General features: G+C 40.6%; 23 protein-coding genes and 1 pseudogene. 9 read left to right on the top strand and 15 right to left on the bottom strand.

Translation table 11 applies throughout. The features are described 5' to 3' along the window. Positions 1 to 42: 42 nt before the first annotated feature. The 3 genes from ACPZ3T_RS04460 to ACPZ3T_RS04450 form a co-directional block, all read right to left on the bottom strand. Complete coding sequence (locus ACPZ3T_RS04460) at positions 43 to 282, bottom strand: hypothetical protein (RefSeq protein ID WP_490273792.1); 240 nt, start codon at positions 280 to 282, stop codon at positions 43 to 45. 184 nt (positions 283 to 466) lie between these two features. Continuing rightward, positions 467 to 679, bottom strand: coding sequence for a hypothetical protein (locus ACPZ3T_RS04455; RefSeq protein ID WP_490273790.1), 213 nt, complete (start codon positions 677 to 679; stop codon positions 467 to 469). 310 nt (positions 680 to 989) lie between these two features. Next, positions 990 to 1,178, bottom strand: a complete 189-nt coding sequence (locus ACPZ3T_RS04450) for a hypothetical protein (RefSeq protein WP_490273788.1) — start codon at positions 1,176 to 1,178, stop codon at positions 990 to 992. A 128-nt stretch (positions 1,179 to 1,306) separates the two neighbouring features. Between ACPZ3T_RS04450 and ACPZ3T_RS04445 the strand changes: the two genes are divergently transcribed. After that, positions 1,307 to 1,690, top strand: a complete 384-nt coding sequence (locus ACPZ3T_RS04445) for a hypothetical protein (protein WP_236140264.1) — start codon at positions 1,307 to 1,309, stop codon at positions 1,688 to 1,690. Between the two features lie 136 nt (positions 1,691 to 1,826). Here the strand turns inward: ACPZ3T_RS04445 and ACPZ3T_RS04440 are convergent, their stop codons facing one another. Together ACPZ3T_RS04440 and ACPZ3T_RS04435 are read right to left on the bottom strand one after the other, a co-directional pair. Then, positions 1,827 to 2,429, bottom strand: coding sequence for a hypothetical protein (locus tag ACPZ3T_RS04440; protein ID WP_490273786.1), 603 nt, complete (start codon positions 2,427 to 2,429; stop codon positions 1,827 to 1,829). Positions 2,430 to 2,587: 158 nt separating this feature from the next. After that, positions 2,588 to 3,943, bottom strand: coding sequence for a DNA methyltransferase (locus ACPZ3T_RS04435; protein WP_490273784.1), 1,356 nt, complete (start codon positions 3,941 to 3,943; stop codon positions 2,588 to 2,590). Between the two features lie 11 nt (positions 3,944 to 3,954). Here ACPZ3T_RS04435 and ACPZ3T_RS04430 point away from each other — a divergent pair, with 11 nt between their 5' ends. Beyond that, on the top strand, positions 3,955 to 4,077 hold the full coding sequence (locus tag ACPZ3T_RS04430) for a hypothetical protein (RefSeq protein ID WP_490273782.1): 123 nt from the start codon (positions 3,955 to 3,957) through the stop codon (positions 4,075 to 4,077). A 2-nt stretch (positions 4,078 to 4,079) separates the two neighbouring features. On the opposite strand, the gene ACPZ3T_RS04425 is transcribed toward ACPZ3T_RS04430, so the two are convergent. From ACPZ3T_RS04425 to ACPZ3T_RS04415, 3 genes are read right to left on the bottom strand one after another with little or no spacing between them, the layout of a single operon-like run. Beyond that, positions 4,080 to 6,863, bottom strand: a complete 2,784-nt coding sequence (locus ACPZ3T_RS04425; protein ID WP_490273780.1) for an RNaseH domain-containing protein — start codon at positions 6,861 to 6,863, stop codon at positions 4,080 to 4,082. A 23-nt stretch (positions 6,864 to 6,886) separates the two neighbouring features. Next, positions 6,887 to 10,201, bottom strand: a complete 3,315-nt coding sequence (locus ACPZ3T_RS04420; protein ID WP_490273778.1) for a pPIWI_RE_Z domain-containing protein — start codon at positions 10,199 to 10,201, stop codon at positions 6,887 to 6,889. Next, a complete protein-coding gene (locus tag ACPZ3T_RS04415; protein WP_490273776.1) occupies positions 10,198 to 11,220 on the bottom strand; it encodes a restriction endonuclease-related protein in 1,023 nt (340 codons plus the stop codon). Before ACPZ3T_RS04415 ends, ACPZ3T_RS04420 begins: the two co-directional genes overlap by 4 nt. A gap of 389 nt (positions 11,221 to 11,609) precedes the next feature. On the opposite strand from ACPZ3T_RS04415, the gene ACPZ3T_RS04410 reads away from it, so the two are divergent. Then, complete coding sequence (locus ACPZ3T_RS04410) at positions 11,610 to 12,179, top strand: Uma2 family endonuclease (protein ID WP_490273774.1); 570 nt, start codon at positions 11,610 to 11,612, stop codon at positions 12,177 to 12,179. Positions 12,180 to 12,206: 27 nt separating this feature from the next. Here the strand turns inward: ACPZ3T_RS04410 and ACPZ3T_RS04405 are convergent, their stop codons facing one another. The 4 genes from ACPZ3T_RS04405 to ACPZ3T_RS04390 form a co-directional block, all read right to left on the bottom strand. Then, on the bottom strand, positions 12,207 to 12,767 hold the full coding sequence (locus ACPZ3T_RS04405; RefSeq protein ID WP_490273772.1) for a Uma2 family endonuclease: 561 nt from the start codon (positions 12,765 to 12,767) through the stop codon (positions 12,207 to 12,209). Positions 12,768 to 12,824: 57 nt separating this feature from the next. After that, positions 12,825 to 13,049 carry a DUF6364 family protein gene (locus ACPZ3T_RS04400; protein WP_490273770.1) on the bottom strand — a complete coding sequence of 75 codons (225 nt, stop codon included), beginning with the start codon at positions 13,047 to 13,049 and terminating at the stop codon, positions 12,825 to 12,827. Positions 13,050 to 13,153: 104 nt separating this feature from the next. Then, positions 13,154 to 13,489, bottom strand: a complete 336-nt coding sequence (locus ACPZ3T_RS04395; RefSeq protein WP_490273768.1) for a XisI protein — start codon at positions 13,487 to 13,489, stop codon at positions 13,154 to 13,156. Then, entirely contained in the window at positions 13,477 to 13,893 is a 417-nt protein-coding gene (locus ACPZ3T_RS04390; RefSeq protein WP_490277117.1) for a XisH family protein, read from the bottom strand. The genes ACPZ3T_RS04395 and ACPZ3T_RS04390 overlap by 13 nt, the downstream gene beginning before the upstream one ends. Before the next feature lie 436 nt (positions 13,894 to 14,329). Here ACPZ3T_RS04390 and ACPZ3T_RS04385 point away from each other — a divergent pair, with 436 nt between their 5' ends. Next, on the top strand, positions 14,330 to 15,784 hold the full coding sequence (locus tag ACPZ3T_RS04385) for a tellurite resistance TerB family protein (RefSeq protein ID WP_490273766.1): 1,455 nt from the start codon (positions 14,330 to 14,332) through the stop codon (positions 15,782 to 15,784). 108 nt (positions 15,785 to 15,892) lie between these two features. Here ACPZ3T_RS04385 and ACPZ3T_RS04380 read toward each other — a convergent pair whose 3' ends face one another. Together ACPZ3T_RS04380 and ACPZ3T_RS04375 are read right to left on the bottom strand one after the other, a co-directional pair. After that, positions 15,893 to 16,165 (bottom strand): hypothetical protein, encoded by a 273-nt coding sequence (locus tag ACPZ3T_RS04380; protein WP_490273764.1) that lies wholly within the window; start codon positions 16,163 to 16,165, stop codon positions 15,893 to 15,895. A 318-nt stretch (positions 16,166 to 16,483) separates the two neighbouring features. Next, positions 16,484 to 17,902 carry a site-specific integrase gene (locus ACPZ3T_RS04375; RefSeq protein WP_490273762.1) on the bottom strand — a complete coding sequence of 473 codons (1,419 nt, stop codon included), beginning with the start codon at positions 17,900 to 17,902 and terminating at the stop codon, positions 16,484 to 16,486. 110 nt (positions 17,903 to 18,012) lie between these two features. Here ACPZ3T_RS04375 and ACPZ3T_RS04370 point away from each other — a divergent pair. The 4 genes and pseudogenes from ACPZ3T_RS04370 to nifE all read left to right on the top strand — a co-directional run. Then, positions 18,013 to 18,162, top strand: a pseudogene (locus ACPZ3T_RS04370) (nitrogenase molybdenum-iron protein subunit alpha); the annotation flags it as partial. 199 nt (positions 18,163 to 18,361) lie between these two features. Further along, a complete protein-coding gene (nifK, locus tag ACPZ3T_RS04365; protein ID WP_490273760.1) occupies positions 18,362 to 19,900 on the top strand; it encodes a nitrogenase molybdenum-iron protein subunit beta in 1,539 nt (512 codons plus the stop codon). A gap of 129 nt (positions 19,901 to 20,029) precedes the next feature. Then, entirely contained in the window at positions 20,030 to 20,356 is a 327-nt protein-coding gene (locus tag ACPZ3T_RS04360) for a Mo-dependent nitrogenase C-terminal domain-containing protein (RefSeq protein WP_490273758.1), read from the top strand. Positions 20,357 to 20,692: 336 nt separating this feature from the next. Continuing rightward, positions 20,693 to 22,132, top strand: coding sequence for a nitrogenase iron-molybdenum cofactor biosynthesis protein NifE (nifE, locus tag ACPZ3T_RS04355; RefSeq protein ID WP_490273756.1), 1,440 nt, complete (start codon positions 20,693 to 20,695; stop codon positions 22,130 to 22,132). On the opposite strand, the gene ACPZ3T_RS04350 is transcribed toward nifE, so the two are convergent. Continuing rightward, positions 22,093 to 22,227: a hypothetical protein gene (locus ACPZ3T_RS04350; protein ID WP_490273754.1), complete on the bottom strand. Its 135-nt coding sequence runs from the start codon at positions 22,225 to 22,227 to the stop codon at positions 22,093 to 22,095. The two genes, nifE and ACPZ3T_RS04350, sit on opposite strands and share 40 nt — an antisense overlap. 119 nt (positions 22,228 to 22,346) lie before the next feature. Here ACPZ3T_RS04350 and nifN point away from each other — a divergent pair, with 119 nt between their 5' ends. Next, a complete protein-coding gene (nifN, locus tag ACPZ3T_RS04345) occupies positions 22,347 to 23,672 on the top strand; it encodes a nitrogenase iron-molybdenum cofactor biosynthesis protein NifN (RefSeq protein WP_490273752.1) in 1,326 nt (441 codons plus the stop codon). The last annotated feature ends 30 nt before the right edge of the window (positions 23,673 to 23,702 follow it).

Raw genomic sequence — 23,702 nt, 5'->3', positions numbered from 1 at the left:
GATTCAATAGGCGATCGCCAATCAGTCTGAAACCAAAGATTTTTAGGTCGCTGTTGGGGACTTGGGTTTGACTTCAAACTCAAATTGGGAGCGGTAAAAACAAACGTCGAACTCAAGAAAAAAATTAGTTTGACCAAGAATTAGAGGTACATTTAGACTATGCACCCATGCAAACACTAACTCAACTGCTGGAAAATCTGCAATTTCAGCAGTTGCAGATAAAGGTATAGCTGGCTGATTACTGAGGTTTCCTGCTAACTGAATAATAGCGGGAGCGATCATTCCAAGTTGATCCTAACTGAAGACCTAACTCGTAGGGTAAAACATTAACGGTAGCTCCACTATCCACTAAGCCAATTGTTTCAATACTTTTATCGCCTCGCCGTAAAACAAGTGGTAGTCTTGGTAAACTATCAAACTCGTTTTGTGTTGGGCTAAGAGTTGAATACTTAAATCGCATACATCATTAATGATCTATATCGGATTGCTTGAGTGCATCCATCAAAATTGCACCTGCTCCAAAGCTATTATATGGAGTTGGTAAATCGTAAGTTTTGAAAGGTTCTAATGGCAAAATATCCTCAGCTACGTCCAAATCCTCTACTAGAATCCGAATGAGTTTGAGTTTTTCTGTTGCTGAAAGTCGCCTAACGGCAGGAAGTATCTCAGATAGGGTCATAAGTTCTCTACCTCAAGAATAATTACTCTACAGCTTAATTAATAATAACTTGATTCTTCTCAAAGCTGATGAATACGCCTGTCTAAATTTTAGCGATGCCTAGATTACACCACGAAGATCGCTCTCAACAAACATAGTGAAATTAACTTGATTAGCTAGGCGATCGCTACGGTAAGCTACGCTAACGCATAAAAGACACAGAGTAGGCGATCGCCTAGATTGTTAAGCCCTCATTCGGTTCTGTAGGGTGCGTCAACTTGACTAAACTATTTCATCGTGAAAATTAGTTAATGCTGACGCACCCTACTTGCTATTGTTGGCTAGTTTCTTCTAAAGCTTTCTGTATCGCATCTCTACAAAACTGTGCGGGGTCATCTTGTGCTTGTACCGCTTGCTTCATTGATTCGGTGACGCGAAAACTGAGATTAGCCGTCATGGGTTCTTCACCTTTCCGTATTCCTGGTTCTAAATTTTCAGGTGTTCCTTTGGGGTTAGGCATTTATATATAAATATAAATATCGCTTGAATTGATTGTATGCAATCGATTAAAGTTTTAAATCGGTGGTCTATGTGTCTGGAAAACTGTAAACCACCGATACCACTTTTAAAAAAGGGCAATACTATTTTATGGTGTTTTCACGTCAAGAGTTGGAATTGTTAACGATTCCAGAATTAAGCCTGTTGGTTAAACGGTACGGATTACGACCTACGGGAACAGGTGGACAAAAGACAAGTTACCTCACTACCCTGATGGCGTTTCCAGCTTTAGCCCTGCAACAGTTAGAGGAAAGAAGAGGGTTAATCCGTCCTACCTTTGACCAATTACAGATAATGACTGAGATTCTAGATCAAATGGGAACACTCACACCGGAACAGTCAGCATTGTTGAGGGTGACTTTTGAGGGTAGACGCATGGAATATCCCAAAAGATATGACCAAGAGAAATTACTAAACTTGTACAAAGTTAGGAATCATTTATCTGAAGTGATTGAACTATTGGGGATTATGTAATTTCTCTGAAATGTCTGTTGTTGTCTATGTTGCTTGATTATTTAAAGAGTGATAGCACAAAAGACACGCCATCGGCGATCACTACGGTAAGCTTGGCGATCGCTATGATAAGCTTGGCGATCGCACTCAACAAACATTATTCGTTACTGAATTGCTGAAAAATTGTCTGCACAATGGCCAAAATAGCCCCTACATTATCCAAGTAATATCTTTGCTGATCAACGAAAGCTATTTTTTGAGAAAGTTTAAGAAATTGCCATACTTCTCCTGTTGTTACGCATCCATACACAGGCTTTTCTGCTTGGTTAGATGAACGATTAAATAAATCTGCGGCTACCATTTGAGCGATACATTGTCCTAACCCGGCTTCAACATCATTTTTCTTGGCTTCTACAATAGTGATAATTGGCGATCTAAGTGGCGGTAATGCTGGAGCTAATGCAAGAATAAAATCACATTCTCCAATTAAACCTTGTGTGGGATCAACATCAAGTCTTTGCCCAGAAAAAATAGCTAACCTATCTTGGCTAATATCACGACAAGCTAGTAAAATTGGTGCAATAATGAACTCACTGCGAGCTTTTTCACTAATTAAAAATAATTGGGTTTGCTTTTTGAGAGTTTCATTCAACCAAGCAGGTATAGAAAGCGGTACAAGTTGGGGAAACAGATCAGCTGCTTGGGTAGTGATTCCCAAAACAGCAGCAGCTTTTTCTAGAGTAAAGTCACTGTAAGCCATAGTTTTGCAGTGCTTTGATTACGGGATGATATATCCTTTAGGTTAGCTTAACTGTTCCTAGTTAAATTATCTTGATAAGCAAGTAAGCTCCACTAATGTAGCTAGTAAACAGCTATTTGCTTGATTAAATAGGCGATCGCATGGCTTAAGAAACACACCTAACTTTCTATCTTCCTTAAACCAAATTTATGTGATGGTGATTGTGCCATAATATTGCTTTCTATCCAAAGTCTGCCTTCATGTAGTGGAACATCATGTTTTCTGTTTTTCCACTTAACATTTCGTTCTCTAATTTGCTCAAAATTCCAAAACTCAAATCCTGCTGCAAGAGCCAATTTACCAAGCCACTTTTCTACAGGCACATATACACCATAAGGGGCTGAATCTCCTACTACCATACAAATTTTACAATCAGATGTCGTAACTCGTTGCAGAGATTGGAACACAGATCCCATGTCAGCAAAATAAGCAGCAATCATAGTATGATACGCCTTATTACCGCCCTTAGTACCTCTTACTGCTTCTAATTCTTTACAAACAGGAATTAATTCATCTTTGATGGGTTCAAGAATATATTTAGTTATCAAATCATCTAGACTCAGACGCTCTTTAGAAACGTGTTGTGAACTAGAGCGTATTAAGAATTTACGCACTGTTTCATGCAAGTCTCCCCAGGAATTAACTTCGCCCCAAAAGGTCATTTCTAGACGTGTAGCATCTGCGTAATCATAGTTATTTGCATAGGGTGGAGACGTGATAACTAAATCAATTAATTTATCTGGTATAGATTGTAGATTTCTAGCATCTCCTTGAATAAGATTAGCTCTACTAACTCTAGTAATAGACTGCATAAAAAGCATATCTTCTTGCATCAGATAAGCTTGTTTCTCTAGAGAAACAAATGGTTCACAAGTTTTGACTTTTCTTTTATTAGGTAGAATATATTGCCATTGTGCTGTGCCTACATGACTTGATGGGCGTAAAATAGCATTAATTGTGAGAAAAACAAGGATCTGTAATTCCTCAGATAAAGTTGGAGTTATTTCTAGATATGCTTGCCTAATTTTCAAAAGGTTTATTAGCGTCTCATCTGTATAACACTTATTTAGTAGAGCAGGAATATTTTCTGGTAATTTTAGTTTAAGATTTGTAGCCAAATTCTTGATATCATTGATTACTTCTAAAAAATTATCAATATCTAGATTCCATGAAAGCTTTCCTTTCGCAAGCCGATAAACGAAAGGATGTGCTTCAACACCGTAGGAACTAACACCTAACTTGTCAGCAACAATACAAACAGTACCAGAGCCGACAAATGGATCAAGAATAGTTTGAGGAGCTAAATCTTTGATTAATTCTTCAACCCACGCAGCAGAAAAACCCGCAGAATAGCGAAACCAGCGATGAACAGGTAATTTCATGTTGTCAATAAAACTACCTGTTCTTTCTCTAACAATTTTGGGACAATCATCAGAATTTGAGTTGAACAGCTGAAGCTGAAAGGAATTAGTCATTAAAAAACGGGATGGAAGGTGTTGCTGTGGCTCAGTATGGAAAGGCCAAACTAGTTTTTGGATTACGGATATACAGACCTAGTGTAAGCGATCGCATGACTTCATCCCAAACTGTAAAGCGATCGCCAAAATAAAACTATTCACTCAGTTCTTCTTCATCGTCAGGATCATCTTCTGTTTCTGCTTCTGCAACCATCTTAATGCGATCGCCCAACCGTTTTGCTAAAGCACCACTCACGGGTAGTTCTGTAGCATCTGGAAAGTGAGGCATACGATAACGGCTATCGTGGGTGTGTTGAGCAATGAGCGCAGGTGAGATATCTGCACTATGCCAAAGAATGCAGAGTTCTCTTGGTAGTGGGTAAGCGAAACGTTTTCTAGGTTCTGGATCTACCAATGTAACTTTCTTTATTTTGCTCTGTTTGTGGGTTTCCTCATCAATTATGGTTTCATGAGAAATTGCAATTCGCATACCTCCTAATTTAGATGCACCCTTAGCTATTCCTTTACCAGTTTGCGGTTTCTGTGCGCTGGAAATAAAAGTTGGTGGTGTGTCCGATGGTGTAGGAATTTGAAAAATCGCATCTGTAATCATGTCCTTTTCTCTAGGGTCAAGGTTCATATCAGTAGGACACTTGGGACTTAACGCATAACCAATACCAATTTCGTATGGTTCACGGATTCGTACTATTTGTAGCTTGCATTTTTTAGGTTGCCACTGTTTTTGTTTCTTGCTACCATCTTTGGACTCAATCGGAACTTGGATGTCACCAATAATATGTTGTTTGTTTTGCAGCCAAGGCCAAGACAGTCTGGTTGATTCAGCCTTAACTGTCAGTATTACGGGTTGATTAGCAAAATAATTATCGATCGCATCTAAAATTTGTTCAATGTGTCGCGGTTGAAATTTTGGCATCTGATTTCCAGTTTGAGTAAGTGCATCTTGCCAGTTCATCCATTGGTTCTTATTTACACCAGGAAAATAAACAACACGTTTTCCATCTGGTAAAACAGCAACAGCGTAAGCAGTTTTCCCTGATTTTCCTTCTAATCCTGTCTTCCGATTGAAACTTTCAACCCAAAGGCACACCTCAACAAATTTTTCTGGTGGAGGTGGATAAATTGTTGGTAGTTGAGGATTACCTTTTTTATCAAGTTTGGGATCATCAAAGTGTTCATAGGCAGGGGGCATATTTAATAAATCTACTAACACTAAATCAGTTAAAGTATTAATTAATTTAGGTATTGGAGATTTTGCATTGTCATTTACCTCCCAAGTAAAACATTTCACCAAACGCCCATATTTGGTTGCAACTTGTTGAATATAAGATTTAGGATCTTGTTTTTTATCGTACTTATCTTTGGGGTCAATTTCTACTAAACAACCTATGTAATTACCAGGACTATTATTATGTTTTCCTAAACGTTGGGCAAACCGTTCATCCATACTTCGCTGCTTATCAGTAACAGAAGTTTTAGCAGGCAATGGATTAATTAAATCACCCACGGGTTGAACTGAAAACTGAAGCCGCCCAGCGAAAATATAATCATTGATTTGCTGTAACAGATTGCCGATAATTTCTGTTTGACGACAGTAAACTTCAATTAAAAGATTTTCAGGCAATAAATGTTCTAAAAATTTTTGTGGAATAGGAGTATTACTTTCCAAACTTCCAGGTAGTTTTGGCGGACGGGCAATACCTGAGTAAGTCTGAATAACTGGATAAGGATTCTGCACAGCAATATCAAGCTCGGCATTTTGACAAATTCGCAAAATTTCTCGAAACAGATTACGCTGTTCCTTCATGGGAATCCCGACTTCCCAAGCATGACTTTCACTTGCTTTCAAAGGAATCAAAAAAGTAGGAGTGTTGCTTGTTCGTAAATTGATAAATTGCCGGGGATTAGCACATAAATCTATTGCTGAGGGCAATCTTAAACTGAATCGAGCTGCTTGCATGATGGCTGGTACTGAATTTTTCCAGCGTGGTGTCCACTGCCCATTTTTCTTATAAAATCCTAGCGGTGCTGTTTGAAATCCAGATGTTTGATTTGAATTTGTCCGCAACAAAACCCAAGTTGTTTTATCACGGTATTTTACAGGTTGTGTAGCAAATCTTTTTAAACTAAAATCGTAAGTTTGATATTCAATTCCACGAATGTGAGTATGTTGAGCAATTTTGACTGAAACCGCAGCGTAACCATCTACTTCTACTGTGGTATTGTCTTTTTTATCTTTGTATGTATATCGATGGTAAAGAAGTGGTAAACCGATTAACTCAATCTCATTCTCGTTATTAGTTGGGCCTCCTAGAACCCAATAACCTCTATATCCAGGTTGCTCACTAGTTGGCAAAGAAATGCCTTCAATTTCTGATAGGAGTAGTTCTTCATCAACCGTAAATTCCTGCCCAATTAATGCTTGTGCGATCGCTGCTGGACTCTGGCGGATATCGCTTCCCATACTCCAGAGGATATCAAAGTCAATTGATGTTGCAAGTTCACGGGCTGTTTTCCAAGCAATATCACCTTGAGGATCATCTTTAATGTGAACAAAACATTTATCAACCCAAGCACGAAATACAGATTGCAACTGTAGTTTAGGAAGTTGCTCATTGCAAAGAATCCACGGATTTTTCCGCCAGTTACCGATAAATCGCAGGTCGAACATTGAGCGCATCGCGCCTTGTAAGACTTTTATAGGAGGCGTAACGTGCTGTCTTTCTGCCTGATTTTTCTTGCGCCTCTTGGCATTAACACATTGCTTGTAGAGTTCTGCAAAGCGTTCTGGTTTGGGAAATGACATCACCCAGCCAGATGACTCAGTTGCACCACTCAAGATAGTTGAAAGCATTTGGTAGCGATCGCTTTTTGGTTGGCGTTGACGGTAGATACGTGCCTGATTTTCTTTTTTCGCCATCTTTTTACTCATGCAGTTAGCTTTTACAGAATGACTTGACGATTTTTAAATGCTGTCCAAAGTGGTTGAAATAAGGCTATTGCTAAAGCTTTTTTACCTTTATCAATGTGAGTACACAAAGCTGCTAATTCTTGTTCACAAGCAACTAGAATACTTGTAGAAGCGGTTTCTTTGCTGGAATTACCAGCAGCCGTTGCTTCGGCAAATGCCGCATCACGAAAGAATACCCGTGTGGCGACACCTCCGCGCGTGGTTCGACCAATGAGCTGAATCAGAGGTACAATCAATGACCAAGTAAAACTGCTTCTTAAAGGCAAGTTTTCCTTGTCAAATTTCTCTGGTAATTGCCGATAGTATAGAGGATAAGCCATCAAGTGTGTCCAGAGATTTCCTGCACGCGATCGCAATTCCTGAATTTCTTTGACAGGATCGCCATGATGAATCTTGGGATAGGTTTCTATAAACCAGCGATTTAACAGATGAATATACGGTTCAAGGGCATCAGGGCGCGGATGGGGACGAATTAACATTTGAACACAGCCAATTGCGGCACGACCATCATCTAAAACAATATTGTGACCACGTTCCAAAGCCATTAATGGAGCTACCAAAATCCACGCTTTGAGTTTGGCGAAGATGCTAACCTGACCTCGTGCAACTCTTTCACCACCTGGTTCTACCTGAAATTGCTGAACATCAACACCAGAACCATCTGGTACAAGCCAAGCTACAGCATCATTTCCTAATGTTCTGGATAAACAATCAGCTACCCAACGAGTTTCAGCGTAACTTCCAGTAACGAGCAAAATTTTGTCACGTTCTGCATCTCGACTCTGAAGTAACTTGCGTTCACGAGTGAGTTCACATTCACCCATTGCATCTCGTCTAGTTAATGCCTCCATCATTGACTCTAAACGTTGATAACGAGCTGCGTCCCAAGAACCGGAAACTGATATGAGTTTACCGTTACGGGTTTGAAGAGGGGCAAAAAAGAACTCAGAGGATGCGATCGCATCATTAACTGCTGGTGCAGGTTTGATTACCATTGTTGGCGGAATCTGCACATCATAGGCATAGCTAGGTGGACTCCAACTTGTAGCACTGGCAACAACCAAATGAGGTGGTGAACTATCATCTCCCAAATAAAGTTCATCCCAATGGGTCAAAATCCAACGTCCGCAACTTTCTACTTTGAGATACCGTAAATCACGTTCTAAAGCTTTTCCTTTATACCATTGCAATGCCACAGAAGCTCCGTAGGGTGTCAGAGGTAAAATGTTATCATACTCTTCCGGTTTAGGGTTCAGCACACCAGGCGGAGTTGAATCAGCCTGCATATATGGCTTCATTAACTCCCAGTTATCAATTAGCAAATCAAGCCTGTTTAAAGTTACGCTTGTGTGAACCCCAAGTTCCACTAATGGTATCAAATCATCTACAGACATTGACATTGCGGAAATTTCAATAGGCCATTGCTGGCTAGTTAACCAATTGCGAATCCTGGGTTTTATTAAGCGTAAATCTTCAGTTGCCTGCAAAATATCCACCATACCCTGAACAATGCTTTTTTGAGCATCATTGAGTAAAGAAGTATCTGGTTGTGTTGGTCGTGAGCGAAAGGCAATGAATGCTTTAAATAATTCATCCCGTTGACTATTTTGACCATTTTCACTTTCTTGCTGATCTCGATTGTCTTGACCACTGAGGATATCTGCCAAAAGTCCAAAGATTTGCCATCCCGCAAAGAAGTGGCTACGTTCTACCCACTTACTTAACGATGTATATTTTTGTTTGTCAGCCTCTAGCAATAAATTCATCAAATCTGTGCCATTCTTAAACAGCCGAGAGTAAAGACTAAATGCAAATGTGACATCACTTCTGTCTGGATTAGGTGTACCAATTCGTCCTTCATGAGAACCATTGGCAAGGGATTGGAAGAGCTGACGGCAGAAAGTATCAGCTTTTGATCGGTTAGTTTCAAACACTTGAGCAGGTGCAAAACTACCATCCATTTGTGCTTGCACGCTATCGCCTTCATCCACAAACACGACATCACAAGTTTTGTGAATTGTTTCTAACCACACTGTTTGTTCTGGTTGAATAACTGCTGTTGGCCCTGCATAAATCAAGCCAGGAGGTGTCGTTAATATAATTGATGCTTTTCCTAAATCTCTTGTACCTTGATGGCGTGGACAAACTGGAAGTAACGGACAGTCATATACTCTTTCGGGATCGTCTGCTTTTTGTAATTGCTTAATGCAAGGTGGTTCTTCGTTAATTTGTAGGGGAGTAGATAAATAAACTGACAATGGACAGGCTTGGTGAAATTGAGTGTAAGCATAGTGGTTGAAATCCACCTCATCTATGAGTAAGCGGGTGTAATGTTCGTCACGATTCAGCCGACCAATCACAACACCTGGAGAACAACCCACACGGTGAAATAAATCTGCTTGATTGAGGAGCGATCGCACATCTCGGTATACAATTGCGCAAGTATAATTATGTCTCTCTAACCAAATTGCCGCGACTGCAAAGATAGTTGATTTTCCTGCTGCACAAGGGCCTAGTAAATGTTCTTTGCCATTTAAACGCAGTTCGTTTGCTTTTTTGAGTCCTGATTTTGTGACTTTATGCAACCCATTCAGTGCATCTTGTACGCGATGTACCCAATTGCCTGGGATTTTTTGATCTAGTTCTTTTGCAATGCTAATTAAATCATCAAAAGGGATGGCGATCGCTTTTGCAGATTTTCTGTGACGTACTGCCAAATCAATGTTAGGTAATGAGCGCAATCCATACTCTGCTAATTTTTCACTGATTTGGACTGAACGTGGTTTTTGATTGTTGTCAGTGATAATATAGTTGCCTGCGATCGCAGGTCTATACTCAGCCCGTGTCTTAATTGGAGCAGGATTCTTAAGAAAATTTGCATAAGCATGAAATCTATCAGGCGCACATGACACTCCATGATGAATAGGCCTATCCTGTTGATCAAGGTCGTATCCACGTACTCGATAAAAAGCCGGAGCGTTGAGATATTTATCTAATAAATCTTGCCATACTGCCTGACTGCGAATATGCCGAAGATATCCTCGCAATCGACTAATCAGTTTTTTCTGTGACTGGAGGGAATTGACAGGGATTCCCTGAAGCAAATATCCAAAGTCCCTCGCAGATATAGCTGGAAATTTGGTTTCAATAGCATAGAGAGCTAATTCAATCCGTACAAAGTCTGCAAAACTCAACAAAACATCTTGCGGTTGATCTTGCTGGAGTTGCTTCCATGTCTCCTTAAATTGGTCTTTGTAAAGTTGAGAATACCACCCTGAATCCTTCATTTAGCAATCTCTCCTTGAACACGAGTTAGCAACTCAGTCGCCCATAAAACTGGCACGTTAGGTTGCAGGTTGACTTGCAACGTATGACGGTAGTGTTGAGAATCTCGCCAAGGCGGTAAAATAAAATACGCTTCATCCCAACTAGGTTCAGACGGAATACTATCATTATTTAATCTGCGTGCCAGTTGTTTTGCACTACGAGCATCCTTCACGTCTATCGCTAAAACTTTACCTGCAACTTCAGCGCGCAAATCATAAGCATCATCACCGGGCCACAACTCAGGCTGCAATCCCAACTTCGTCAATTCATCGCATAGCCAAAGTTCTGCCAGTCCAGGTCTGACAATATACATAGCTGCACCGTGATTAACTCGATAAATTTCTTTGTTGTTTTGTGGTGCTTTCCAAGGAATACACATAGGACGACCACATTTTTCCGGCTCATATTGGCGACCACATCGTTCACATAAATTGAGACGATGAGCTACGGGGCAAATTTCATAAAACTTTTCTAAATGTCCTCTAGCCAGTCCTAAAGCTACCGATTTGTTGCAAGCTTCCTCAATAATGTCCTCAGTAATAATGGGGTTTTGCGTCATCCATTGCCGTGCTTCTATATATAGTTCAGGTTGCCCCAAGGCAGTCGCTAGTGACTTGATTTGTAAAATAACACGTTGCTGAATTTCTCCTACAATATCTCTAGAATTAATAGACAATTCCTCACACAGCCATGTGGGTTCTTCAAAATAATCCAACAAGGCCTCATCTGTTTCAGCTTGATCAACGAGTTCAGGCTCAATTTCACTTAGTGGGTGATGAGCTTTAGTATATAGATCATGTACACCCCCTATTGTTGATATACCATCCCTCAAAATTTGGTGGGCGCAGATATGATTGAGAGCCTGAAAAAGATGTGCATTGACTATCCATTTTTCTTTACCACGCTCCTTAGCATCGATTGCCTCTAATAAACCCGTTGCTAGGGAGTGCAACGCTATTTCTAAACTCGGTTTACTCATATTTTGTTGACAAAACTTAGTTAATTTGATGCCCCAATAGCAAACTTGTGCCGAAATACAACATCAATAGCAATCTTAAAGTTATGTGAATAATTTGTTACCTGTAGTTCCTTACGTCTCCCGTAGTAATAGCTTGATAACATACCCTGTGAGGGTCTTCGCCTAAATTTATTAGTGGGTAATTATAGTAATTTTTAATTTTGAAAGCAAGCATTTGCATTTCAAATATGTATAGTATTTTCTGGGTTAGCTTATTATCATAATTCAAGCTTAATTTTTATTTCGTTGCCATTCTTAACGTGATTCTGAACACTTCTGCACAACATGATAACTAAATATGTGGCAAAATATTATTGTTCTCCTAGAGCCAATGCGATCGCCTGAAATCTATGCTTTCAAATATCAAACAACGCTACAGTTTAGATGAATATCGCGCATTAGAAGAAAAATCGGAAGGACGCAGTGAATACCGAGATGGAGAAATAGTACCTATGCCTGGAGGAACTCTCAAACACAGCCGCATCAGTGGCAATATTTTTGCATATCTAAAGTTTTTGCTGCGTGATACTCAATTTGAGCCAATTAACAGTGATTTGCGGTTGTGGATTTCTGAATACCGACGCGGAGTATATCCAGATGTGATGATTTTTGAGGGTGAACCACAACTAAATGAAAATCGCCTAGATGAAGTTTTAAATCCGATTTTAATTGTTGAAGTTTTATCCCCATCTACCGCAGATTACGACCGACAAAGTAAGTTTCGGATGTATCGTTCTATTAAAAGTTTTAAGGAATATTTATTAGTTGAGCAAGATGAGCCTTTTGTGGAGCGTTACACTAAACAATCCCAAGGTTGGTTACTGAGTGAATTTAACGGTTTGGAGGGTTCTATTTTCTTAGAGTCAGTTGGTAAGGAGTTGGCGATCGCTGAAATTTATCGCGGTGTAGTTTTCGAGTAAAATAGCTTGAGCAAGTGATAACTTTCACTACAGCAACCAACTAAACAAATCTTGAATAGTCAATTGCAGTTCACTAGCAAATGATGGTACAGGTATGAGTGCATCTGGTTCATCAAACACTTCAGTTTCTTGTTGAGGACGGTAAACAAATACAGTTTGCTCATCGGGGTCAATTAACCAACCCATTTGAGTCCCATGTTTCAAACAGTGAATGATATTTTTAGTTACTTTTGTTTGACTTTGATCAGGTGATAAAATTTCAATTGTCCAGTCGGGAGCGATAGGAAAAGTATTAGCAATTTCCCCATTCTCGTCGCGGGGAATCCGACCCCAAATAAAAACCGAGATATCAGGTACAGTTGAACGACCGCCAAATGTGCAACGCAACTCAGGAAAGGCACGAGCGATACGTTGAGGTTTAACTACACTATTAATAGCAGGTACAAATTCGCCTTGAATTGCGCTATGTTTTCCTTGCGGCATAGGTTTTTGAATAATTTTACCTTCTATATATTCACTGGCGGGTTTTGTTTCTGGCAATTTCAGAAACTCGTCTAATGTGATGGGTTTAGATGGGGTCTGTACCATTAAGACTGCCTCGCAAAAGGGAGTAACTGGATTTGTGTATATGTTATCGCACTTTATTTATATTGTTGCGATCGCCTGCTGTAATTCTTTAGCTTCAGCATCACTCAATATTCCAGCAAACTTGGCTAAAGGATGTTCACCTTGGGCTACTAAATCCGGTTCTGGTAATTCACGTAGAAAGTTGGCAATTACATCAGAAAGTGATAATTGCTGTTGTTGCGCCCAGCGTTCAGCTTTTTGGAATAAAGCTGCATCTATTTCCAAGATGATTTTAGTGGTCATAGTTGTGCATATTTTTAAACTCTTTCATTGTAGCCATACTACTGTGCGGTATGAGTTTAGGGAAACGCGATCGCCTGTACATATACCTGTAACTTTATTATCTATCAGGCTACGCCATATTGTGTATATTGTCGCAGATAAGATGGCTGTAAACCTAAAACAATATCCTCTTTAGGTACTCCCATTTCAGTCAAATCTTCAGCAATCTGGATATCTGTCATATTGCGCTGAATCCATATTTTTTCATCTTTAATATCGAGATGTATGACACAGTTATAAATTCGGTCATATCCATCCCAGCCAATGTCTAGAATTTGGTAATGATCTCGAACTGTATCAAATATTAATTGCTCTTCTACATTTTCCTCTGAAGGTTTATAGCTAGCATATTTTGTGAGTAATTCCTGAATATATTCCCGATATTGATCTAGTTTTGCCATTGTAAAATCACCTCTCCAGTTGGATCATAAATTATCAAATTGACCTGATATTCTTGTACAGAAGCTTGGGCAAATTCTCGGCTAAATAGTGAGCGATATGTTGAAACCGGAACGGCTAAAAATAAAATTCGCTCAGGTTCAATAAATCGCAAAGCTAATCGATAATTGAGAAACTGTCCTAAAGCAGCGTGATAGTCAAACAGTTCTGAATCACCCACAAAACTTTTAATCTCAACAGCAATTTTCTCTGTTCCTCGCTCGGCGGCGATGATTTTCTCTGCACCTAAATCGACTGACATTTTATCTTTGCCAAACTTAACTACTAGCGGATCATGTGTGATAACCCACCCATCTTTTTGCAAGCCTCGTTTGACAGCTTGATGAAAAATGTCTTTTGCAGGCACGGAGACTACCATAAACCAACACTCATATCATACCTAATCTATGGAGAGATAAAGCGATCGCCTACCCATCCACCTGCAATTTTATACTTATCATGTATAACTACGGCAAGCTACACTAACGCTCTTTTCCCAAAAATTATCATCTAGGCTGCGTCAGCATTAATTGATGTTCATGATGAAATACTTTAACCAAGCTGAAGCGTGATACTTACCAATTGCTTACTATTATCATGTAAAAAAAAGAATTGCAGAGTTACCGAAATTCTCTGAAGCAGATCAATACTGAAATTTTTATAGTAAATAATATCACCTTACTCCATTGCAAGATATATATTATGAATCGTAAAAATGGAGAGAAAGCAGCAGCAGTAGTAAACTAACAAAAATTAATATTGTCTGCAAAATACCAAACAAGTATTATCTGGAATAATTTATTATGCCCATAATTTTTTCCTTTGTTATTCAGGCTGTTTTACCTTTCCTCTCTACTATTTTTGCTCTTTTAGTTCCTGTATTGGCTACTGTTATTAATTTCACCTTAACTCGTATACCTAAAATTCCTTCCTATATTCGCCTGATAAAAATTTTGTATTCTGATATCGATTCATCCGCCAAAGAGCGCAAAATTATTAATGCTGGACTTTTGGCAATTGGTAGTATTTTGACTTTTATGGCTTATTCCCTTATACCTTGGACTGGCATTCCCTTAATTGGTGCTGTTACTAGTCCCATTGCGGCTGCTATCGCTATAGTAGTTGCTCTTGCCATTTTAGACACGATTTTTGCTATCAATAAGGGTTATTATTTGGAAAGACTAAAAAAAGAGAACTTTGCTGGACTAGATGAGATAGAAGCTGATATTCAGAATTTGAAAAAAATTTTTGGTAATTCCTGGCATAAAGTTGTAACTACTATTAATGATTCTACCCAGAAAATCTATGAAGACGGTAGCAAACACGGCATAGACTTTGCTGATAAATCTTTTCAGAACCACCTTGATCATGAATTAGATGGATTGAATTTATATATTGGTAGAAGCTCCATTCAAGAGTATCAAGATTTAAATACAGATTTATTAAAGAAGAATAATAGCGATAGTTGGTTAAAAGATACACTTTCTTTCGGCACAGGTGCATCTTTAGGAACATTAGCTGGTGTTGGAACTTCAGCTGTTGCTTCATCACTATTTGTACCGGCAAGTATTTGGACAGCTGTTCAAGGTTTTTTTGGAGTATCAACGGGTATAGTTGTTAGTGCATCAGCCTACTCATTACTAACACTTGCTGCTCCTGTTGGACTGGGAGTGCTAGCAACTGTCGGAATTTACAGTGGCTTGAAGAACTGGAGTAGTAAAGAAGAAGCTGCTAAGATGAGTAAATTTTTATCAGAGATTATTATTGCTGCGTTACCAATGGCTTGGATAGATGGTGAATTGGCTGATGAGGAGAAAGATACAGTAGATAGATTAATAACTACCTCCGGTATTAGAGAGCAAGAGCAATCTTTAGTTTGGAAAGCTATAAAAGAACACAAAACTTTTGACCAAATTATAGAAGCAAGTATTCCTTTCGATAATGAACATAGAGAAAAAACTTGTAGCCAAAGTGATCAAGAGAGGCTAAAGCATCGCCTAATCTTGTGTGCAGCTTGGGAAATCGCCATTGCTGATGAAAAAATTAAAGAGTCAGAATTACAACTTCATAATCGCATGGCAGATAAATTTAATATTTCTCGTGATGAAGTTAAGGAAATTCGTCGGGTACTTAACCTTAAGCACAAAGGTGAGCTTTTAGAAGTAGAAGAAGTATTACAAGTAAATGGTTCAAAGACCAAGTTATTAAAAGGTGTTCGGGAACAATATCGTCTGCGACCAGCTGCGGATAGTCTGTAGTTATTCAATAGAATAAACAAAATATTGTAGGGTGCGTCAGCATAGATTCATTTTCGTGATGAAGTCATCCGCTCAAGCTGACACACTCTACTTCTATTACTACTTTTATTACGCGTATCGATATGCTATTTCTACCGCTCCGAAACCATTTACTGTTACTTTAAGAGACTGCACGTTACCAGTTGCTAAAGTACCAATTTGACTACCGACAAGCGTTCCAACTGCTGTACCTAGTGGCCCACCAATTTTAGTACCAATAAATGCTCCGATTGCTGCTGATCCCATAACTATAGTAGCGTTGGGAATATCAATACTGCGAACAATACTAGCTGGATTGGGAACTTGTCCTAGAGTTTGGCGGACGATATCATTAACTCCCATTAAATCTCTCCATTCTACAGATTAGTTACAATATTATACTTCCCAAATTTTTTTCTAAAACTATCATGAGGGAACTAGTAACGAGATATAAATCTTTTGGCGGTGCTGAATTTGAATATGAAGTTCAAAAATCAACTATTCTCAACTCTTAGTCTCTGTGACTCTGCGCCTCTGCGTGAGCTAAATTCATATTCTCAATCACCAACGCAAATTTTTTGGTATTTGTGAACTAAAGTATAAATGTCAAAAATTTTCTCTCAAACTTTTACTCTCTGTGTTGATGAATCTCTGCGTTAAATAAATTGGTATACATCAAATTCAACTCCGTTTATAAACCAACTCCATCCTTAACTTCTCAACCTCCAGCTTTAATCTCTCATTCTCCATCTTTAAGTTAGCATTCTCCTCCCTAATCACCTCAATTTCATTCCTCTTAGTCAAAGCCTGATTAATAGCTAACTTACGCATATCAAGCGAGAACCAACGCTGATAGGTTTGCGTGTGAACTTGCACACTATGCCCTAAATTATCTGCCGCAGCTTTGATTGGTATCCCTAAAATATGCGCTCGAATTGCCCAGGCGTGACGTAAATCATAAGGCTTAAAATCTAACCCGATTTTACGAAACCACCAACTAACTCGCTGTGTTAATGCTGTTATTTCAGCATGATTACTTTTATCTTTCTTACTAATTGCTGTTGCTAGCATCTCTAAATATTTTGGATTTCTTAAATCAAATTCATCAATCCATTCTTTATGTAAAGGTAATGCTTGTCTTTCCCCAGTTTTACAGTCTTTATCTACCTTCCAAGTTAAATCTACATTCTCCGAACTTAACCACCAATCAATATCAGGGTTAATAAATATTTCTCTAGGACGTAAACCAAATACGGCTAACATTCCATACGTCCAACGCCAGAGTTGCCAGCTATCTTTGACATCTTGATTAACTTGATTACCTCTGGTGTTTAAATACTCTTCAAATTTGCTAATTCCTGATAGTATTTCTGCATCAGTTGGGAGGTTACGAGAATTGCGATCGGGCATTTTGGAATATTGAGATAAATCAATCTCAATGTTGAATGTCTGGCAAAATGCTGATATTGCTCTAGCGGCATTATATTTAGCCCATTCTTTATCGATTTTTTCTATTGAACTAATAAAATTTTCCGCAGTGGCTAAATCTTGAGGATTAGTGTATCTCTGGGTGCGGGAAAAATAATAGAAAAAAGTATGTTCGCTTTTTGTGGTGCGTTTGTGGGTTTTAAAATACTCTTCTGCAAATTTTTCTAATAAATCACCTATGGTTTTTACATCTTTTTTAGTTGCTTCCTTACCTAAATATTTATCATTCCATTCAAAGGTTTTACGAGCGATTAATTTACCTAATTCATAGGCTTCCTCCTCAGCCGTTTTGAGTCCGTCTAAATTGGCGGGAATATTTAAACTGAGATTGTATTGCTTTCTCCCAGTTCCCTTTGTGTCCTTATCTCCAGGTTTAATTGGTAACGTCGCTCTTAATTGCAGACTTCCATTTGATTCCCGAATTGATACTTTCGTCTTTGCAGACTTCAAACGCAGATTTACCTTATCTAGTTCCTGTAACACTTTTGCTCTCATATGCTTTCTTTGCTGCTGTGCTTGCAGACTTGAGCCGAGAAAGCTGCCGTCGGTAGATGAAAGTGGCTCTAAGTCTGCAAAGGCTTGTTGATATTTGTCTTGACCCTGATTTTGCATCGCTGTGGTATTAGCCTATATTTAGCCTAAAAATTAATTTGTTTTGGGTGAACAATGTTCATGAATAACACTGCTTATTGCAAACAATAAGCTGTTCAAAAGCATTAAACCACAAAAAGGATTACTCCGGCCCTTATCACGGTTATGACGGATTTGCTATCTTCGCTCGTGATATGGATCTCGCCCTCAATAGCCCCACTTGGGACTTGATTGGCGCACCTTGGAAGAAAACCGCTACAAAAGCTAAGGCTGCTGCCTAGTTCCAAGGAAATAGACGGATAGCCTGGGGTGTCTGCGCCCCAGGAAACGAGGGAGGAATGGTGAATGCTGAATGCTGCATGAAATTTCATTCATTATTCATGATTCATCACTCGTAACTCCCTTCAGGGGAGTAAGTCACCCAGGCTATTGCTAAACATCAATTACTAAACCAACCAGCAAGCGTAGAGAGACAGACAAATGCCACAGAATCCAGACAGAATTGTAGACCACGTTGATCTATTCAAACAGCCAGAATACACAGAACTGTTTGAAAACAAAAGAAAGAACTTTGAAGGCGCACATCCTCCTGAAGAAGTTGAAAGAGTTGCTGAATGGACAAAATCTTGGGACTACCGGGAAAAGAACTTTGCTCGTCAAGCTTTAACCGTTAACCCCGCTAAAGGTTGCCAACCTGTAGGCGCGATGTTCGCTGCTTTGGGTTTTGAAGGTACTCTACCTTTCGTTCAAGGTTCTCAAGGTTGTGTTGCTTACTTCCGTACACACCTCAGCCGTCACTACAAAGAGCCTTGCTCTGCCGTTTCTTCTTCTATGACAGAAGACGCAGCAGTATTCGGTGGCTTGAACAACATGATTGAAGGTATGCAAGTTGCTTACCAACTGTACAAGCCTAAGATGATTGCTGTTTGCACCACCTGTATGGCGGAAGTTATCGGTGATGACTTAGGTGCGTTCATCACTAACTCTAAGAACGCTGGTTCTATTCCTCAAGACTTCCCCGTTCCCTTTGCTCACACACCTAGCTTCGTTGGTTCTCACACCACTGGCTACGACAACATGATGAAGGGTATTCTGTCTAACTTGACAGAAGGTAAGAAGAAAGCTACCAGCAACGGCAAAATCAACTTCATTCCTGGTTTTGATACCTATGTTGGTAACAACCGCGAATTGAAGCGGATGATGGGTGTAATGGGTGTTGACTACACCATCCTGTCTGATAGCAGCGACTACTTCGATTCACCGAACACTGGTGAGTTTGATATGTACCCAGGTGGTACAAAGCTAGAAGATGCGGCTGATTCTATCAACGCTAAAGCTACTGTTGCTCTCCAAGCTTACACCACACCCAAGACCCGCGAATACATTAAAACCCAGTGGAAGCAAGAAACACAAGTATTGCGCCCCTTCGGTGTTAAAGGTACTGACGAGTTCTTGACTGCTATCTCTGAATTGACCGGTAAAGCTATTCCTGAAGAATTGGAAATCGAACGCGGTCGTTTAGTTGATGCTATCACCGACTCCTACGCTTGGATTCATGGTAAGAAGTTCGCTATCTACGGCGATCCTGACTTGATTATCTCTATCACCAGTTTCTTGTTAGAGATGGGTGCTGAACCTGTACACATCCTCTGCAACAATGGTGATGAAACCTTCAAGAAAGAAATGGAAGCAATCCTTGCTGCTAGCCCCTTCGGTAAAGAAGCTAAAGTTTGGATTCAAAAAGACTTGTGGCACTTCCGTTCCTTGTTGTTCACCGAGCCTGTAGACTTCTTCATCGGTAACTCTTACGGTAAGTACCTGTGGCGCGATACTGGTATCCCAATGGTACGTATTGGTTATCCTCTGTTTGACCGTCACCACTTACACCGCTATTCTACCCTCGGCTACCAAGGTGGTCTAAACATCCTCAACTGGGTTGTTAACACCCTTCTGGATGAAATGGATCGTTGCACCAACATTACTGGTAAGACCGATATCTCCTTTGACTTGATTCGCTAGAACTTGGTTTTGGCGTTCTATTAAAAGGTAGAGCTTAGGGACTGGGGACTGGGGACTAGGGAATTACCCGAAACCCAATCCCCAGTAACCAATATCTAACTTAACTCTATTCACTCTAAATTCCTCAGTATGTCATCAACTCACACTCACCATCATCACCCTAATTTTCATCCACCTAACTATAAAAAACCAGGCGCGTTTGATGTTCTCCGTCCTTTGCGTCGTTTGGTTGATCGTTTTCCGGTTAAAAATGCTCGTTTTGCTCATTTCGTTTGTCAGGTAATTCCTTGCTGTTGTCCGTTTGAGCGAAATATTAATCTATTTGGGCGGACTATTCATATTCCAGCTTTGTGTAAGCTTAATCCTCTGTATGACGAGTTTGTAGGGTTGCGTTTTCGGGCTTTGTCTTATCTGGCTGATGAATGTGGTGAGGATGTTACTAAGTACATTTGCTAGCGGCTAGAAAGGCAAGAGGCAAAACAAGAAGATGATTCTGTAAGCTTTTCGTCTATTTGATGATGATGTCTTTGCCTTATTTCTTGCAAAGATCATGTTTATGAAAATTTAACCACGGATGACTTTTTAAACGCATTCGCCGCAAGGCGTTCCCGTAGGGTAGGGTCGCGGAGGTTAACGCAGAGGTACGCAAAGGTGTATTTCGCGGGGTTATAGAGGATTTTTGCAAGAAGTTTATTATGAACGGTCATCAGTTATGAGGTTGGTAGTTGAGAACTGAATTACTGATGACTGATAACTGAAAATTAAAATGTCGATCGCGTGCGAGAAGAGAGAATGAATACCCAAAGAAAAGTTAATGAGCTGCTCAACCAGCCTGGCTGTGAGCATAATCAAGAGAAACATGGTGCAAAGAAGAATAAGTCTTGTAGTCAACAAGCACAACCAGGGGCGGCTCAAGGGGGTTGTGCTTTTGATGGGGCGATGATTGCGCTTGTACCTATCGTCGATGCGGCTCATTTGGTTCACGGGCCGATCGCCTGCGCTGGTAATTCTTGGGGTAGTCGTGGTAGTCTCTCTTCTGGCCCAAAAATGTATAAAATGGGCTTCACTACTGATATGTCAGAAAATGATGTGATCTTCGGTGGTGAGAAGAAGCTATATAAGGCAATTCTAGAAATTCATAAACGCTACAAACCCACTGCGGTATTTGTCTACGCTACTTGTGTGACAGCTTTGATTGGTGATGATATCAATGCTGTGTGCAAAACTGCGGCGGAAAAAATTGGCACTCCTGTTATCCCTGTATTTGCTCCTGGGTTTATTGGTAGTAAGAACTTAGGCAACCGTTTTGGCGGTGAAGCTTTATTAGATTATGTTGTCGGGACAGCAGAACCGGAGTTTACCACCCCCTATGATATAAACTTAATCGGCGAATATAACATCGCCGGGGAAATGTGGGGAGTCCTGCCGTTACTGGAAAAATTGGGTATTCGCGTTCTGTCGAAAATTACAGGCGATGCTCGATTTGAAGAAATCCGCTATGCCCACCGCGCCAAGCTGAACGTAATGATTTGTTCGCGGGCGTTGCTCAATATGGCGAAAAAGATGGAGGAACAATACGGCATCCCCTACATTGAAGAGTCTTTTTATGGCATCGATGATATGAATCGATGTCTGCGGAATATCGCCGCCAAATTGGGCGACCCTGATTTACAAGCACGTACTGAACAGCTGATTGCGTCAGAGATGGCTGCTCTAGATTTGGCACTTGCTCCTTACCGCGATCGCCTCAGAGGCAAGCGAGTTGTATTATATACAGGTGGTGTTAAGAGTTGGTCGATTATCTCGGCAGCAAAGGACTTAGGCATAGAAGTAGTTGCTACCAGTACCAGAAAGAGTACGGAAGAAGATAAGGCAAAAATCAAGAAGTTGTTAGGTACTGAAGGCATCATGCTCGAAAAGGGCAACGCCAAAGAACTCTTGCAACTGGTAAAAGATACGCAAGCAGATATGTTAATTGCTGGTGGTCGTAACCAATACACCGCCCTCAAAGCCCGGATTCCCTTCCTCGATATCAACCAAGAACGTCATCATCCCTACGCTGGTTATGTAGGGATGTTAGAGATGGCGCGGGAACTTTACGAAGCCCTCTACAGCCCGATTTGGGAACAAGTCCGTAAGCCCGCACCTTGGGATGAAGATATGGGGACATGGGCTAACGAATATACCAAAAATCAAAATCGCACTCTGACATCTATCGAAGAATTTATCTGATTGGGCATTGGGAATTGGGCATAGGGCATTGGGCATTGGGAATGGCTCAGGGTGTGGGAGGTGTGGGATGGTGGAGAACAAATCTTTCCCCCCACACTCCCCTCTCTCCCCACACTCCCCTCTCCCTTGTCTCCCTTGTCCCCCTTGTCCCCTTGTCTCCCTGCCCCCTGCCCCCTGCCCCCCTGCTTCCCTATCTACCCAGGAGTTAATCTAAATGGCAGTCGTTACCGTTCCCGACAAATCAGTTGCAGTTAATCCTCTCAAGCAAAGTCAAGCTTTAGGTGCGTCGCTGGCTTTTTTGGGATTGAAGGGGATGATTCCTCTGTTCCACGGTTCGCAAGGTTGTACAGCTTTCGCCAAGGTGGTGTTAGTTCGTCACTTTCGGGAAGCGATTCCCCTCGCTACTACAGCGATGACGGAAGTAACGACTATTCTCGGTGGTGAGGAGAACGTAGAACAGGCGATTCTGACTTTAGTTGAGAAATCCAATCCCGAAATTATTGGTTTGTGTAGCACTGGACTCACAGAAACCAGAGGCGATGATATTGAGAGATTCCTTAAGGATATCCGCGATCGCCATCCAGAACTTGCTCACATTCCCGTAGTTTTTGCACCGACACCCGATTTTAAAGGCGCGTTGCAAGATGGTTTTGCAGCAGCTGTGGAAAGCATAGTTAAACAAATTCCCCAAGCTGGTGGAATTAATGGTGAGCAAGTCACAATTCTGGCTGGTTCTGCCTTTACTCCAGGGGATTTGCAAGAAATTAAAGAAATCGTCACCTCCTTTGGATTAATCCCCATCTTTGTACCTGACATTGGCGCGTCACTAGATGGACATCTAGAAGATGGATTTACCGCCATCACCGCCAGTGGTACGAGTGTGGCGCAACTGAAAGCTGTTGGTTGTTCCGCCTTTACTATTGCCTTGGGTGAAAGTATGCGGGGTGCAGCCAAAATTCTGGAACAACGGTTTGGCATTCCTTACGAAGTGTTTAGCGAACTGACTGGACTAGAACCAGTAGATGAGTTTTTACAAGCATTAGCCATTCTCAGCAGCAACCCCGTACCCGAAAAATACCGCCGTCAACGTCGCCAATTGCAAGATGCAATGTTAGACACGCACTTTTACTTTGGTGCGAAGCGCGTATCCTTAGCATTAGAACCGGATTTGATGTGGTCAACAGTGCGCTTTCTGCAATCGATGGGGACGCAAATTCATGCAGCCGTGACCACAACACGCTCCCCCCTGTTAGAAAAACTCCCCATCAAGAGCGTGACCATCGGAGATTTAGAAGACTTAGAAGAATTGGCAGTTGGATCTGACCTGCTGATTGGTAATTCTAACCTAGCTGCGATCGCCAAACGTCTTTCCATCCCACTTTATCGCCTCGGTATACCTATTTACGACCGTTTAGGCAATGGTCTGTTCACAAAAGTAGGCTATCGCGGCTCAATGGAAGTCTTATTTGGCATCGGCAACCTATTTCTAGAAGCAGAAGAAGAACGAGTCAAACACTTATGGGGACTGGAGACTGATTAATTCAAAATACAAAATTCAAAATTAGGGAAT

The organism is Aliinostoc maniaoense, from assembly GCF_058172895.1.
The sequence above is the reverse complement of the archived record's forward strand: the minus strand, read 5'-3'. Positions and strand labels throughout refer to the sequence as shown.

Bases quoted from the DNA above. Each gene is read 5' to 3' on its own strand.
- ACPZ3T_RS04435 (WP_490273784.1), bottom strand. From the start codon at position 3,943: ATGACTAATTCCTTTCAGCTTCAGCTGTTCAACTCAAATTCTGATGAT.
- ACPZ3T_RS04415 (WP_490273776.1), bottom strand. From the start codon at position 11,220: ATGAGTAAACCGAGTTTAGAAATAGCGTTGCACTCCCTAGCAACGGGT.
- ACPZ3T_RS04385 (WP_490273766.1), top strand. From the start codon at position 14,330: ATGCCCATAATTTTTTCCTTTGTTATTCAGGCTGTTTTACCTTTCCTC.
- ACPZ3T_RS04425 (WP_490273780.1), bottom strand. From the start codon at position 6,863: ATGGCGAAAAAAGAAAATCAGGCACGTATCTACCGTCAACGCCAACCA.
- ACPZ3T_RS04445 (WP_236140264.1), top strand. From the start codon at position 1,307: ATGGTGTTTTCACGTCAAGAGTTGGAATTGTTAACGATTCCAGAATTA.
- ACPZ3T_RS04400 (WP_490273770.1), bottom strand. From the start codon at position 13,049: ATGACCACTAAAATCATCTTGGAAATAGATGCAGCTTTATTCCAAAAA.
- ACPZ3T_RS04375 (WP_490273762.1), bottom strand. From the start codon at position 17,902: ATGCAAAATCAGGGTCAAGACAAATATCAACAAGCCTTTGCAGACTTA.
- ACPZ3T_RS04405 (WP_490273772.1), bottom strand. From the start codon at position 12,767: ATGGTACAGACCCCATCTAAACCCATCACATTAGACGAGTTTCTGAAA.
- ACPZ3T_RS04410 (WP_490273774.1), top strand. From the start codon at position 11,610: ATGCTTTCAAATATCAAACAACGCTACAGTTTAGATGAATATCGCGCA.
- nifE (WP_490273756.1), top strand. From the start codon at position 20,693: ATGAATACCCAAAGAAAAGTTAATGAGCTGCTCAACCAGCCTGGCTGT.
- ACPZ3T_RS04450 (WP_490273788.1), bottom strand. From the start codon at position 1,178: ATGCCTAACCCCAAAGGAACACCTGAAAATTTAGAACCAGGAATACGG.
- ACPZ3T_RS04460 (WP_490273792.1), bottom strand. From the start codon at position 282: ATGATCGCTCCCGCTATTATTCAGTTAGCAGGAAACCTCAGTAATCAG.
- ACPZ3T_RS04430 (WP_490273782.1), top strand. From the start codon at position 3,955: ATGGAAGGTGTTGCTGTGGCTCAGTATGGAAAGGCCAAACTAGTTTTT.
- ACPZ3T_RS04455 (WP_490273790.1), bottom strand. From the start codon at position 679: ATGACCCTATCTGAGATACTTCCTGCCGTTAGGCGACTTTCAGCAACA.
- ACPZ3T_RS04380 (WP_490273764.1), bottom strand. From the start codon at position 16,165: ATGGGAGTTAATGATATCGTCCGCCAAACTCTAGGACAAGTTCCCAAT.
- ACPZ3T_RS04420 (WP_490273778.1), bottom strand. From the start codon at position 10,201: ATGAAGGATTCAGGGTGGTATTCTCAACTTTACAAAGACCAATTTAAG.
- nifN (WP_490273752.1), top strand. From the start codon at position 22,347: ATGGCAGTCGTTACCGTTCCCGACAAATCAGTTGCAGTTAATCCTCTC.
- ACPZ3T_RS04360 (WP_490273758.1), top strand. From the start codon at position 20,030: ATGTCATCAACTCACACTCACCATCATCACCCTAATTTTCATCCACCT.
- nifK (WP_490273760.1), top strand. From the start codon at position 18,362: ATGCCACAGAATCCAGACAGAATTGTAGACCACGTTGATCTATTCAAA.
- ACPZ3T_RS04395 (WP_490273768.1), bottom strand. From the start codon at position 13,489: ATGGCAAAACTAGATCAATATCGGGAATATATTCAGGAATTACTCACA.
- ACPZ3T_RS04440 (WP_490273786.1), bottom strand. From the start codon at position 2,429: ATGGCTTACAGTGACTTTACTCTAGAAAAAGCTGCTGCTGTTTTGGGA.